The following is a 13,085-nucleotide window of genomic DNA, read 5'->3' on the forward strand; positions in this document are numbered from 1 at the left end:
CGGGGACGTCCGAAAGGGCAATCGGCCCGAGTCAGGTCCGTTTTGGGGCGACGATTTACACTACCCGGCGCCGTTTACAGGACACTTTCCAATGAAGTGGGTCATTCTTGCCATCTTCGCGCTCAGCGCGCTCTACGTTCATTTCCGCGGCCAGGTACGGCATCGTTTCTTCAGACAGCTCTCTGATCACTCGACCTTCCTCGCCCCGCTGAACGTCTTCATGTACCTTTTCTCGAAGGTGCCGGGTACGCCGTACCTGTCGCCCGCGCAGTTCCCCGAGATGCGCATCCTCGAGGAGAACTGGGAAGTCATCCGCGAGGAAGCGCTGGCCATGCGCAACGGCGGCAGCATCAAGGCCTCGAGCCAGTTCAACGACGTGGGCTTCAACTCCTTCTTCAAGAGCGGCTGGAAGCGCTTCTACCTGAAGTGGTACGACGAGGCGCATCCCTCGGCCGCCGTGCTGTGCCCGCGCACCACCGAGCTGCTCAAGGGCATCGGCACCATCAAGGCCGCGATGTTCGCGGAGCTGCCCCCGGGCAGCCGCCTTGTGCGCCACCGCGACCCGTTCGCGGGCTCGCTGCGCTACCACCTGGGCCTGTGGACGCCGGGCGTGGAAGGCTGCTACATCGACGTGGACGGCCAGCGCTACCACTGGCGCGACGGCGAGGCCGTGGTGTTCGACGAGACCTTCATCCACTACGCCGAGAACACGACCGACCACGACCGCGTGATCCTGTTCTGCGACATCGAGCGACCGCTGAAGTACCGCTGGGCCAGCGCGGTGAACCGCTGGTTCGCCAAGAACCTGCTGGCCGCGGCCAGCTCGCCCAACGACGCGGGCGACAAGACCGGCGGCATCAACCGCGCGTTCAAGTACATCTACCAGATCCGCGTGGTCGGCAAGCGCCTGAAGGCCTGGGACAAGCGGGTGTACTACCTCGTGAAGTGGGCCATCTTCGGCGGCCTCGCGCTCTGGATCTTCTGGTAAGGCCGGTTTTTCACGGCTTTCGCTGAAGGCCGAAGGCGGTTGCGAAGGCTTGTGCAACCGCCTCGACATTGCGGCTGCCTTCGTCCGAGTTTCGCCAGACCAGCGAGAGCTTGCGAAACGGAGCGCGGCTTCCCAGGCCCACTTCGCGGACCGCATAGGCATCGACCAGCGGGCGCCTGGGCTGGGGGACGACGGAAACCCCCAGGCCCTGGGCGACCATCGCGACGATGGCGTCCATCGAACGCAGTTCCATCACGCAGCGCGCATCCGGCATCAGGCTGCGCACGTACCGAGCGGCGACGCGTCCTCCCGAAAGCGACAGGTCGTAGCCCACCCAGTCGTAGGCTTCGAGCAATTGCCTGACCGTTTTGCCGGAGGCATTCGGCGGCGCCAGCAGCACGTAGGGCTGGCGGTGCAGTTCCCGCCAGACCAGCCGGCGCGAGCCACCGGCTTCCGGCCTGACGAGCAGCGCAAGGTCGAGCCGCGCTGCCTTCAACTCCGAGATCATTTCGTCGCTGTCGTTCAGTGGAGGAACCACCACGTCCAGCGACGGATGCTTCTGGCGAAGCGTATGGAGCGCCTGCGGCAGCACGTCGCTCTGCATGCTGGTGATCACGCCTACCCTGATGCGGCCTGCCACTTCCACGACCGGGCGGGAGCGAAGCATCTGCAGCCGGTGAGAGAAGTCGCCCACCACGCTCACCACCTCGTGGGCAAAAGCCGTAGGCGCCACCACGCGGGTGGAGCGGTCGAACAGCGGCTTGCCGAAATACTGCTCCAGTTGCTTGACCTGCAGGCTCACCGCGCTCGGGCTGCAGCCCACGACGCCGGCCGCGGCGGTGAAGCTGCCATGCTCGAGGATGGTGCGCAAGGTGACCAGCATCGTGAGATTCATGAGAAATCCTCACAGTTGATATTTGTATATCTCGCTTTACTCATTTTATGGCGCGCCTAGGATTCGCCGGATCCATTCAACCTGCCTGACCGGAACCACCCGCCCATGAACGACATCCGACGCCACCGTCTCGCAAGCGCCAGAAGCCTGGCATGCATCCTGGGGCTCGCGCTCGCAGCCTGGCAGTCGCACGCGGCCACCGCGTGGGTGCCCGAGCGCGCCATTCACCTGGTCTCGCCGAGTCCTCCGGGCGGGGGGACGGATGCCGTGTGCCGCCTGCTTGCGGCCAAGCTGGGTGAACAGGCGAAATGGCAGGTCGTCGTCGATACGAAGCCAGGCGCGGGCAACAACATCGGCCTGGAGTTCGGCGCGAAGTCGCCGCCTGACGGCTACACCGCCGTGCTCGGCGAAACCAGCAACCTGACGGTCAACCAGTTCCTCTACAAGAAGCTCAGCTTCGATCCCGCCAGGGACCTGGCGCCGGTCGCGCTGGTCGGCACGGGCGTGTCGGTGCTGGTGGTGAATGCCTCCAGTCCGTACGACAGCCTCGCTTCGCTGCTGGCGGCCTCGAAGAAGAAGCAGCTTGCCTATGCATCGTCCGGCAATGGAACCGTCGGGCATCTGGTGGCAGAAAACCTGCGCGTCACGGCGGGAGCCAACGTTCTGCACGTGCCCTACAAGGGCGGCGGTCCGGCCATGACGGACATGCTGGGCGGACAGGTCGACTTCTACATCTCCTCCCTCGTCTCGGCGCTGCCGCTCATCAAGGACCACAAGCTGCGGGCGCTCGCGGTGACTTCGGGAGCGAGGGATGCGTCACTGCCCGACGTGCCCACCTTCATCGAGAGCGGCTTCAAGGGCTTCGAGTACTACACGCTGTACGGCGTCGTGGTGCCCGCCAGGACACCGGAGAACATCGTCCGGACCATGAACACGGAAATCAACCGGGTGCTCGATTCGGCGGATGTCCGGGCCAATCTTGCCGCGCGAGGCATTTATGTGCGGACCGGAACGCCGGAAGCGTTCAACACGTTCCTGAACAGCGAGAGAAAGAAATGGGCGGAGCTCGTGAAGGCAACCGGCGCGACGGCCGAATGAACCAGGAAGACCGCATGAATCCGCCGGTGGACCTGCGCAGCGACACCGTGACGCGCCCCACGCCCCAGATGTACGACCGCATCGCGTCGGCTCCCCTGGGCGACGACGGGCTCGACGGCGACCCGACCGCGCTCGAGCTGGAGGCGGAGGCCGCCCGACTGCTGGGCAAGGAGGCTGCGCTGTACGTTCCGAGCGCGACGATGGCCAATCTGCTTGCCATCCTCGCCCAGGCCGGGCGGCAGGAAGTCGTTCTTGCCGAAGCGGCGTCGCACATCTACGTGACCGAACGCGGTGCGGCCGCGCTGACGGGGTCGTTCTATCAGGCCATCGCCGGTGTCGACGGCGCCATGGAACTGGGCCAGCTGCAGGAGGCTCTGGAGCCGGGCCGCAACAAGCTGCGCACCGGACTCATCTGCCTGGAAACCTCCCACAACAACGCCGGCGGAACGGTGTTGCCGCTCGCCCACATGCAGGCGGTCTTCGAGGCGGCCAAGGGTGCGGGCGCCACCGTCCACCTGGACGGCGCGCGGTTGATGAACGCGGCCGTGGCACTGGGCGTGCCGGCTTCGGAGATCACGGCCTTTGCCGATACCGTTTCGCTGTGCCTGTCCAAGGGCCTGAGCGCACCCATGGGGGCCGTGCTTGCCGGGCCTGCGGACACCATCCGGCGTGCCAGGTGGCACAGGAAGCTGCTCGGGGGCAGCCAGCGCCAGGTCGGAATCGCCGCGGCCGCAGGGCTGGTTGCCATCACCACCATGGTGGGGCGGCTGGCGGACGATCACGCAGTCGCGCGCCGCCTCGCTCACGGCATCGGCCGGCTCCAGGGGCTTGGCGCCAATGAACCGCAGACCAACATCGTGCAGGTCGACGTGAGCGCCACGGGGCTCGATGCGGCGCAGTGGGAGGCCGCACTGCGCAAGCTGGGCGTCCTGGTCCGCCCATGGGGCAAGCACAGGCTGCGCTGCGTCACCCATCGCCATACGGGCGAGCGAGAGATCGATCAGGCGCTGGAGGCTTTCAGGGCCGTTGCCGCGGGCGCTGCCTGACTGCCCGACGGATCGGGGCTCAGGCCTCGGTCCACACCAGCCGGTCGCGCGTGGTGCCTGCCCAACTCACGACGGCCGCGAGCAGCGTGCCGCTGAGCACGTCGAGCAGCACATGCTGGCGCGTGGCCAGCGTCGAGTAGACGATGCCGAAGGCCCACAGCACGTTCAGCGCGCGCAGCCACGTGGGCGCTGCCACGCTGCGCAGTTGGCGCTCCAGCAGCACGGCGGTGAGCACCGCGAACGCGACGTGCAGCGACGGAAACGCATTGCCGCCCACGTCGGTGGCCTTGAGAAACTGCAGCGCCGGATACTGCGACCAGTCGACCGGAAACACCGGCACCGTGGTGGGGAACAACCAGAACACCACGAGGCCGACGCCCGCCATGATGGCGGCGTCGCGCGCGCAGGCCCAGAGCTCCGCCTTGTCCTTCGCGAAGGCCGGCGCCAGCGAGATGTAGAACCACAGCGAGCCGTAGAGCACCATCGCGTCGTCGCTCACGCCCACCCAATGGTCGAGCCGCGTGAGCGGCATCACCGTCGGCTCCGAAGGCGGGTGGTGCATCACCCAGAAGTACACGACGAAGAAGCCCGAGATGCCGACGGTGGTGCCGATCATCTTCACCAGCCAGAGCGTGGCGATCCGATGGCCCAACGCCAGGTACCAGGGCCGCGAAGGCAGAGGGGAGGAAGTCGCCGGGCGGGAGGTCATGGAGCGCCCCAGCTTATGCCGCTGCATTGCGTGAACATTGCGCCTTCCGCAAGGGAGCCTCTCCTAGAATGGCCCGCCTCTTTTCCCGCATCCAGCCCTTGCCGCATCCCTCATGAGAATCCTGCTCGTCGAAGACGAAGTCGACCTGGCGCAAGCCCTGGCCTCGGCCCTGCGGCAGAACCAGGCGGTGGTCGACGTAGCGGGCTCGCTGCGCGAGGCCGAGGAAGCGGTGCTGAGCGCGCCGCACGACGTGATCGTGCTCGACCGGGGCCTGCCCGACGGCGACGGCCTGTCGCTGGTGCGCTTCCTGCGGCAGAACGAGATTCCCACCGCCGTGCTGGTGCTCACGGCCATGACCGATGTGGCCGAGCGGGTGCTGAGCCTCGACGGCGGCGCCGACGACTACCTCGCCAAGCCCTTTTCGATGGACGAGCTGATGGCCCGCGTGCGCGCGCTGGCCAGGCGCCCCGCGGTGCGCGCCAACTTCACCATGACGCTGGGGCAGCTGAGCTTCGACCACCACATGCGGCAGGCCCATGTCGGTGACCTGAACCTCACGCTGCCGCGCCGCGAACTGCTGGTGCTGGAGGCGCTGCTCGAGCACCGCGGCCGCACCGTGCTGCGCGAGACCATGCAGGACCGCGTCTACGGCCACAAGGACGAGATCCAGTCGAACGCGCTCGACACCCACGTGTCGCGGCTGCGCTCCAAGCTCGACAAGGCCGGCGCGCAGGTCGAGATCCACGCGATCCGCGGCGTGGGCTACCTGATCTGCGCGGCCACGCCGTCGAACAACGGATGAGCCTGAGCCTGCTCTCGCTGCGCTGGCGGCTGATCTGGAGCCTGATCCTGCTGCAGGTGGTGGTGGGTTCGCTGGTGCTGGGCGGCTTCATCGGCCTGGCGTGGGTGGCGGGCCGCATGGTCGACGAGACCGGGCAGGAGACCATCGCGGTGATCCAGCGCGCGCTCATGCGTGACGCCGAAGGCCGGCTCGCCGTCGCGCCGACCCCCGAGATCCAGCGCCTGGACGAGGCCGACTCGTCCTTCTGGTTCATCGCGCGCGATGCCGCGGGCTCCGAAGTGCGGCACGGCGATGTACCCGCGAAGTACGCCGGCCTGGCGACCACGCTCGACGGCATGGAGCGCCTGACCATCGATCCGTCGAAGGACAACACCCAGCCAAAGGCCCGCTTCGAGCGCGTGGAAACCGACGCGACGGGCCCCGTCAACGTGGTGGCCCAGACCGGCGCGCCGCTCACCGTCAAGACCACGCTCAAGGGCACGGGCCTGGTGTTTCTCTTCCTGGTGGCGCCGATGGCGCTGGTGACCTGCCTTGGCGTGATCCTGGCCACGCCCTTCGTGGTCAAGCGCGGGCTCAAGGGCGTGGTGGCCACCGCCGAGCATGCGGAAAGCATCGACGTGCACGAGCGCACCACGCGGCTGCCGCTGGCCAACGTGGCGAGCGAGATCCGCCCGCTGGTCAACGCCGTGAACCGGGCCTTCGACCGGCTCAACGAAGGCTACGACCGGCAGGAGCGCTTCCTGGCCGATGCCGCGCACGAACTGCGCACGCCCATCACCACCCTGCAGATCCACCTGGAGCGGCTGCCCCACGATCCGCTGAAAGTGAAGCTCAAGCAGGCTTCCGCGCGACTGGCCACGCTGGCCGAGCAACTGCTCGACCTGCAGCGGCTGGACCGCATCGCCTCGCACGATGCGCAGGTCGACCTGAAGCCGCTGTGCGAGCGCGTGGCGGCCGACATCGCACCGCTGGCGATCATGAACCGCTGCACGCTGTCGGTCGAAGCGCCCCGGGCGCTGCTGGTGCGCGGCGACGCGCCTTCCCTCGAACGCGCGCTCACCAACCTGATCCAGAACGCCATCGAGCACGGCGGTCAGGGCTGCGACATCCAGGTGCGGCTGTGGGAGCCGTCGGGCTTCGAGGTGCTCGACTCCGGGCCGGGCATTCCGGAGGCCGACCGCGAGCGCGTGGTGGCACCGTTCCACCGGCTGGTGCCGCGCGGGCGCGGCGCAGGGCTCGGCCTGCATCTGGTGGCGGAGGTCGCGCGGCTGCACGGTGGCCAGCTCACGATCGGGTCGAGCGAATCGGGCGGGGCGAGGATGCGGCTGGAGCTGAACCTGGCGGCCTGAGCGCGCGGTTGCACGGCTGCGAGAAACCCTGCGCCAGCCATTGCCCGAGCAGGCCCGAGGCTGCGACCACCAGCACGAACCAGAGCGGTATCCACGCGGGCGGCGCGCCGCTGCGCTGGAACAGCCACGCGCCGGGAATCACCACGAACATGTGAGTCAGGTAGACCTCGTAGCTGTGACGGCCGAAGCACCGCAGCGGCGCGGCGGCCATGCCGGCGCACCAGCCCCAGGGGCGCCAATGCGTCGTCACCAGCAGCAGCGCCACGCCCAGTTCCAGCAGCGAGACCTGTAGCCCGAAGCGCGTGAGTCCCCACTGGTGCACCTCCTTGCGCAAGCAGAAGACCAGCAGGCTGAGCGCGAGCCCGCCCAGCATGACGGCACGCCGCACGAGTGGCGGCGGCAGGCGCGGCACGCGGTGCGCGAGCAACGCGGCCAGGCAGCCGAAGGCGATGCCGTCCATGCCCGAAAGGTACGAATGGTCCTGCCACAGTTCGTTGTTGCTGAACACGCTGCTGCGCGCGAGCGGCCCCAGCATGATCGGCACCGCCAGCAGCCACGCCATCCGCCGCTCGCTGCCGGCCAGCACGCACAGCAACGGGAAGAACAGGTAGAAGGCTTCTTCCACCGACAGCGACCACAGCACGCCCCAGGGTCCCGGCAGGTAGCCGACCTGCGCTTCCAGCCAGTTCAGGTGCAGGCCCAGCGCCGCGAGCAGTGCGCGCCAGAGCGGAACCTTGGCGGTGTCGAGTGCGAACCAAGGGCTGCCCGCCAAGTGCAGCACGGCCAGCACCGCCAGCAGCAACAACAGGCTCGGCAGGATGCGCGCCGCGCGGAATCGATAGAACGCCGCCGGCCGTACCCTCGACAGGTCGCCCCAGCGCCATATCGAAGCGCTCGTGATCAGGTAGCCCGAGACCACGAAGAACACGATCACCGCGTAGTAGCCGCTGCGAAAAAGGATGCCGGAGATCCGTGGCCCCAGCATCTCCGCCAGCGCCGGTGGTCCGAAAGGAATGCGCAGGTTCGCATGCAGCAGGACGACGAACACGACCAGCATGCCGCGAAGCAGATCGACGTGCGCCATGCGCGCAAGAGGCTGATCGGTGGGCGCTGCGACAGGGGCCATCGCGGCGATTCTGCAAGCCGCCATCGTCCAGTGTCTGAAGGGCTGCTGAAGCACCGACAATAAGAGGCTGCCCGCCATGCCTCTTGCCGATCACGACCTCTTCCCGCCCAACGACCTTGCCAGTGCCCATGCGCTGATCGCCCGCGTGCAGTCGTTGCTCGATGCCCAAGGGATCGCAATGCGCGCACCGCCACCCGAGCCCACCACCTGCTGCGGGCGCGGCTGCAATGGCTGCGTGTGGGAAGGGTGGCTGGGCGCGGTGGCTTATTGGCGGGACGAGGCCGCGCTGTTGCTGGGTTGAGTGGGGCTGTATCCCTTCTTGCAAGGGGTGTGGCTATCGGACGGCGCGGCAGAATGAGCGGCACCTGAACCTGTGGTTCAAAGGAAATCTGTGGACGACATCATGAAATGGCCGTTCGACCAGCCTCGCAACTGTGCGGCTGTCTTCTCCAAAAGCGTTCTGGATCGAAGCAGGCCGATCCTGCATGTTTCGCACGACGAAGACGACCACGGCTGGCGGTTCCTGGACGGTGTCAGCGAAGAACTGGACGACAGTGCCTTGGTCGCATCCGAAGGCGCAATGACGCTCATCGGTGTTGCTGCCTACGTCGCTGCCGGCGTGGGTTGGTACTTTTTGATTTGGCCCTGAGCCTGCGTACTTGGAGGGGTCGCCATGGGTATGGAGAACGACGCCAGATTCTGGGATCGCACCTCACGCAAATACGCAACGAGCACGATCGCGGATCAGGCCGGCTACGAGCGCACCCTGGCTCGGACTCGTGCCCTGTTGAAGCGAAATGCCAGCGTGTTGGAACTGGGCTGCGGAACGGGGACGACGGCGCTGCGGCTCGCAGGCGGCGTTCAGCGCTATCTCGCGACCGATATTTCCACTGGGATGATCGAGATCGCCAAGGAAAAACACGCCGCCGCGCCGATGCCGGCGCTGGCCTTTCGCGCAGCGACCGCAGAGGTGCTGGCGCTGGACGCATCGAGGTTCGACGTCGTCATGGGCCTCAACTATCTCCACCTGATCCGCGACCTGCCTGGCACGCTGCGCTGCATCCATGCCTTGCTTGCGCCGGAAGGCCTGTTTATCTCCAAGACCCCCTGCCTTGGAGACATGAATCCGCTCATCCGGCTTGCCCTTTTGCCCGCGATGCAGGCGATCGGGAAGGCGCCCTATGCGGGCGCATTCCAGGCGGCAGAACTGAGCCAGTGCATAGATGCCGCAGGCTTCGAAGTCCTTGCGGTTGAACGCCACGCAGCGAAGGGCAGAGACAACTGCCCCTACATCTTGGCTCGCAAGAACTGACTGGTCCGCCCGGCGGCCCGCAGCCTACTGATTCTGTGACCCCCGGTGCGCCCACCCCGTCGTGTGCTTCTCGATCACGCTGAAGAGTTCGTACATCAGCATCGCCATCGCGCCCACCACCATCAGGCCCGCGAAGGCCAGGCCCATCTGCATGGCCGAGCCGGCGGAAATGAGCAGGTAGCCGATGCCTTCGTTCGCCGCCGTCATTTCGCTCACCGTTGTGCCGACGAAGGCCAGCGTGATCGCGACCTTCAGCGAGCCGAAGAAGTAGGGCATGGAGCGCGGCAGGCCGATCTTCATGAGCACGTCCCAGCGCTTGGCGCCGAGCACGCGCAGCACGTCTTCGAGTTCGGGCTCCAGCGTCGCGAGGCCGGTCGCGATGTTGACCATGATCGGGAAGAAGCTGATCAGGAAGGCCGTGAGGATCGCCGGGCCCGCGCCGATGCCGAACCACACCACCAGGATCGGCACGAAGGCCGCCTTGGGCAGTGCGTTGAAGGCCGTCATGAGCGGGTAGATCGCCGCGTACGCGACGCGCGAGCTGCCGATGACGAAGCCCATCAGCACGCCCACCACGATCGCCAGGCCGAAGCCCGCCATCGTGACCCAGAAGGTGCGCCACGCGTGGCCCGCGATGATTTCCTTGAACTCCCAGAACTGGTTCCAGATGCGCAGGGGGCTGGGGAAGATGAAGTCGGAGACCTCGAAGCCCGCGCAGATGACCTGCCACAGCAGGAGCACCGCCACGAGCAGCAGCCACGGCGACCAGCGTTCGATTTGCTTGGTGTTCTTCATGGTGATGCGCGGCTCAATGGGACACGGCGGCGGCGGTCTGCGCCGCGCTGATGCCGGTGTTGCGGATGGCACCGATGTGCCCGCGCAGCTCCAGCACGATGTCGGTGAACTCCTTGGTGTAGGTGAGCTCGAGTTCGCGCGGGCGCGGCAACTCGATCTCGCGCTTGACCACGAAGCGTCCCGGGCTCTTGCTCATCACGTACACCGTGTCGGCCAGGAACACCGATTCGCGCAGGTCGTGCGTGACCAGGATCACGTTGAACTGCTGCTCGGTCCACAGATCGCGCAGGATGCACCACAGCTCTTCGCGCGTGAACGCGTCGAGCGCACCGAAGGGCTCGTCGAGCAGCAGCATCTTGGGCTCGTGGATGAGCGCGCGGCAGATGCTCGCGCGCTGCTGCATGCCGCCCGAGAGCTGCCAGGGAAACTTGTCCTCATAGCCGCCGAGGCCCACCTTCTGCAGCAGCCGTCGGGCGCGCTCTTCGTATTCCTTGCGTTTCGACTTGAAGTTGGAGCGGTAGGGCTCGACGATCTCCAGCGGCAGCAGCACGTTGTCGACGGTGGTGCGCCACGGCAGCAGCGACGGCGCCTGGAAAGCCATGCCCGAGATCTTGAGCGGCCCGGTCACGGGCTGGCCGTCGATTCGGATCTTGCCCATCGACGGCATCTTCAGCCCGGTGGTGAGCTTCATGAAGGTCGACTTGCCGCAGCCCGAGGGGCCGACGATGGCGATGAACTCGCCGCGCTTGACCTTCAGGTCGATGGCCTCGACCGCGAAGTGGTTGGCGCGAAGCAACTCCTCGTTGTAGGCGAGCCAGACGTCCTGGAAGTCGACGAAGGGGGCGGCCGTGTTTGTTGCGAGCGATGCGTCCGCCATCACTTCTTCGTCAGGACGTTGAGTTCGGCCGCCGGCGGCAGCATGGCCGAGGTCCACACGGCGTCGGGGTTCACGCGCGTCTTGGTGGCGAAGGCGTCGGACACCTGCGAGGCCATGAGCGACATGCGGCCCGAGTTCACTGCGCCAAAGCCCTCGGCGCGCGCATCGGCGCTGTTGATGACGGTGTCGATCGCCAGCTGCAGCCGGCGGGTTTCGAGCTTGCTGTCGATGATGCCGTCGCGCGCCTTCACCGACTCGATGGCCACGGCCGGGTTGGCGATGACTTCCTTCGCGCCCTTGGCAAAGGCCGAGAGGAATTTCTTCACCGCCGCCGGGTTCTCCTTGATGAGCTTGGGCGAGGCGATGATGACGTTGCCGTACAGCTTCACGCCGTAGTCGGGGTAGGGCAGGATCACCACGTCGGCCGCCTTGGCGCCGCGCGCCTCTAGGTTGAGCAGCGAGGTGAAGGTGAAGCCGGTGATGGCGTCGATGTCGCCGCGCATCAGCATGGTCTCGCGCAGCGTCGGGTCCATGGCGGTCCAGTTGACGGCGCCGATGTTGTTGGCCTTGGCGAAGATGGGGAACGCGCGGCGGCCCGCGTCGAACACCGGCGCGCCCAGCTTCTTGCCGGTGAGGTCGCCCGGCTTGGTGATGCCGCTCTTCTTGAGCGCCATGACCGAGGCCGGCGTGTTGTTGTAGACCATCATCACCGCGACCGGCTTGTTGGGGCTGTCGGGGTTGTTCGCGTGGAACTCCATCAGTGCCGCGAGGTCTGCGAAGCCCATGTCGTAGGCGCCCGAGGCCACGCGCGTGACGGTGCCGCCCGAGCCGTTGCCCGCGTCGATCGTCACGTCGAGCCCGGCTGCCTTGAAGTAGCCCTTGGCGGCGGGATGCAGGAACAGCGCGGCCGGTCCTTCGAAGCGCCAATCGAGCTGGAACTTGATCGGCGTCGAGGTCTGCGCGAAGGCCGGAGCAAGGCCGAAGCTGAGGGCCGAGGCGGCGAGGAAGGACTGGAGCAGGTGGCGCTTGTTCATGCGGGATCGTTCCGTGAAAGGTGAATGCAAGGTGTTGCCGGCATTCAAGCAAAAACGGTGCCCGCACGTGATTGGTGCGAACCCTTCCCGTGAATCAGGGTGGTGCGTTGCCCCTGGAATCTGCACCTTCGACGGGAAATCCCTTCGATTTCAAGGGGCGCTTGCACCGAATGCGAGCCAATATGGGTCGCCCACGCGCTTGCCGACACTCGCCGCGGCGTCGCGCACGATGGCGCCGAAGCGTTCGACGAGCGCGTCCGACAGCATCTCCGCGGGCAGCGCGATGCCGAAGGCGTAGGCCTGCCGCGTGGCCGCGTCGAACACGGCCGATGCGATGCCCGCCACGTTGGTCACGTATTCGCCGCGCGACAGGGCCCAGCCGGTCTCGCGGATCACGGCGAGGCGGGCCAGCAGGTCCTTGCGCGTGCGTGGCGCGTCGCCGCGGCCCTGGTCGAGCCGGCCGCCGAGCAGCGCCGTCACTTCGGCGTCGCTCTGCCGGGCCAAGAGAGCGCGTCCCATGGCGCTGGAGTAGGCCGGTGCGCGGCTGCCCGGCGGCGTGTAGATCTGCAGTGCGCCGGCGCCGGTACGCATCTGGATCACCAGCGTGTCGGTGCCGTCGAGCACGTTGATGTAGCCGGTGAAGCGGGTCTCGGCCACCAGCGCGTCGAGCGCTTCTTCCACCAGCGAGGCGGCGTTGCGCGAAGCGCGGAAGTGGTAGGAGGCTTCCATGATCACCCCGCCCGGGCGGTAGGCGCGCGTGGCCGTGTCGCGGTCGAGAAAGCCGTAGCCGGCCATCATGCTCAAGGTGCGCGAGGCCGAGCTCTTGGGCAGGCCCAGTTCCGTCACCACGTCGGTCACCGTGATGTCGCGGCGCAGCCGCGCAATCAGCTTCAGGACGTCCATGGCGTTGGCGAGGGTGCTCATATTTCTTGGCTTGTTGACGGTTGGGGATCATAGGTTCGGCGCGCGGGGTGTTCGCCGGATCGGGGTGAACCAGCCTTGACAGCGGTTTGGCCAGTCATATCATTAAGTTCAATTTTATTGGACTTGGTTC

At 66.8% G+C, this 13,085-nt stretch carries 15 protein-coding genes; 8 read left to right on the forward strand and 7 right to left on the reverse strand.

The features are described 5' to 3' along the window. Positions 1-91: 91 nt before the first annotated feature. Complete coding sequence (lpxO, locus tag ACWV14_RS32780) at positions 92-988, forward strand: lipid A hydroxylase LpxO (RefSeq protein WP_081269317.1); 897 nt, start codon at positions 92-94, stop codon at positions 986-988. 10 nt (positions 989-998) lie between these two features. Here lpxO and ACWV14_RS32785 read toward each other — a convergent pair whose 3' ends face one another. Continuing rightward, on the reverse strand, positions 999-1,883 hold the full coding sequence (locus tag ACWV14_RS32785; protein WP_454907991.1) for a LysR family transcriptional regulator: 885 nt from the start codon (positions 1,881-1,883) through the stop codon (positions 999-1,001). Positions 1,884-1,988: 105 nt separating this feature from the next. Between ACWV14_RS32785 and ACWV14_RS32790 the strand changes: the two genes are divergently transcribed. Together ACWV14_RS32790 and ACWV14_RS32795 are read left to right on the forward strand one after the other, a co-directional pair. Beyond that, positions 1,989-2,981, forward strand: a complete 993-nt coding sequence (locus ACWV14_RS32790; RefSeq protein WP_454907992.1) for a Bug family tripartite tricarboxylate transporter substrate binding protein — start codon at positions 1,989-1,991, stop codon at positions 2,979-2,981. Positions 2,982-3,049: 68 nt separating this feature from the next. Beyond that, positions 3,050-4,027: a threonine aldolase family protein gene (locus tag ACWV14_RS32795; RefSeq protein WP_454908815.1), complete on the forward strand. Its 978-nt coding sequence runs from the start codon at positions 3,050-3,052 to the stop codon at positions 4,025-4,027. A gap of 19 nt (positions 4,028-4,046) precedes the next feature. Here ACWV14_RS32795 and ACWV14_RS32800 read toward each other — a convergent pair whose 3' ends face one another. Next, a complete protein-coding gene (locus tag ACWV14_RS32800; protein ID WP_454907993.1) occupies positions 4,047-4,736 on the reverse strand; it encodes a phosphatase PAP2 family protein in 690 nt (229 codons plus the stop codon). A 112-nt stretch (positions 4,737-4,848) separates the two neighbouring features. On the opposite strand from ACWV14_RS32800, the gene ACWV14_RS32805 reads away from it, so the two are divergent. Continuing rightward, positions 4,849-5,538 (forward strand): response regulator, encoded by a 690-nt coding sequence (locus tag ACWV14_RS32805; protein WP_454907994.1) that lies wholly within the window; start codon positions 4,849-4,851, stop codon positions 5,536-5,538. Beyond that, complete coding sequence (locus ACWV14_RS32810) at positions 5,535-6,887, forward strand: sensor histidine kinase (RefSeq protein WP_454907995.1); 1,353 nt, start codon at positions 5,535-5,537, stop codon at positions 6,885-6,887. Before ACWV14_RS32805 ends, ACWV14_RS32810 begins: the two co-directional genes overlap by 4 nt. Here the strand turns inward: ACWV14_RS32810 and ACWV14_RS32815 are convergent. After that, positions 6,823-8,013, reverse strand: coding sequence for an acyltransferase family protein (locus ACWV14_RS32815; RefSeq protein WP_454907996.1), 1,191 nt, complete (start codon positions 8,011-8,013; stop codon positions 6,823-6,825). The two genes, ACWV14_RS32810 and ACWV14_RS32815, sit on opposite strands and share 65 nt — an antisense overlap. A gap of 76 nt (positions 8,014-8,089) precedes the next feature. Here ACWV14_RS32815 and ACWV14_RS32820 point away from each other — a divergent pair, with 76 nt between their 5' ends. The 3 genes from ACWV14_RS32820 (at position 8,090) to ACWV14_RS32830 (ending at position 9,325) form a co-directional block, all read left to right on the forward strand. Next, positions 8,090-8,314, forward strand: coding sequence for an oxidoreductase-like domain-containing protein (locus tag ACWV14_RS32820; protein ID WP_454907997.1), 225 nt, complete (start codon positions 8,090-8,092; stop codon positions 8,312-8,314). Positions 8,315-8,404: 90 nt separating this feature from the next. Beyond that, positions 8,405-8,662: a hypothetical protein gene (locus ACWV14_RS32825; protein ID WP_454907998.1), complete on the forward strand. Its 258-nt coding sequence runs from the start codon at positions 8,405-8,407 to the stop codon at positions 8,660-8,662. A gap of 24 nt (positions 8,663-8,686) precedes the next feature. Continuing rightward, complete coding sequence (locus ACWV14_RS32830; protein ID WP_454907999.1) at positions 8,687-9,325, forward strand: class I SAM-dependent methyltransferase; 639 nt, start codon at positions 8,687-8,689, stop codon at positions 9,323-9,325. A 24-nt stretch (positions 9,326-9,349) separates the two neighbouring features. On the opposite strand, the gene ACWV14_RS32835 is transcribed toward ACWV14_RS32830, so the two are convergent. The 4 genes from ACWV14_RS32835 to ACWV14_RS32850 form a co-directional block, all read right to left on the reverse strand. Continuing rightward, complete coding sequence (locus ACWV14_RS32835) at positions 9,350-10,120, reverse strand: ABC transporter permease (protein WP_454908000.1); 771 nt, start codon at positions 10,118-10,120, stop codon at positions 9,350-9,352. Positions 10,121-10,133: 13 nt separating this feature from the next. Next, entirely contained in the window at positions 10,134-10,997 is an 864-nt protein-coding gene (locus ACWV14_RS32840) for an ABC transporter ATP-binding protein (protein WP_454908001.1), read from the reverse strand. Continuing rightward, a complete protein-coding gene (locus ACWV14_RS32845; RefSeq protein ID WP_106938094.1) occupies positions 10,997-12,031 on the reverse strand; it encodes an ABC transporter substrate-binding protein in 1,035 nt (344 codons plus the stop codon). Before ACWV14_RS32845 ends, ACWV14_RS32840 begins: the two co-directional genes overlap by 1 nt. Before the next feature lie 150 nt (positions 12,032-12,181). Continuing rightward, positions 12,182-12,955: an IclR family transcriptional regulator gene (locus ACWV14_RS32850; protein ID WP_454908002.1), complete on the reverse strand. Its 774-nt coding sequence runs from the start codon at positions 12,953-12,955 to the stop codon at positions 12,182-12,184. Positions 12,956-13,085 lie beyond the last annotated feature (130 nt).

The organism is Variovorax durovernensis (assembly GCF_977011995.1).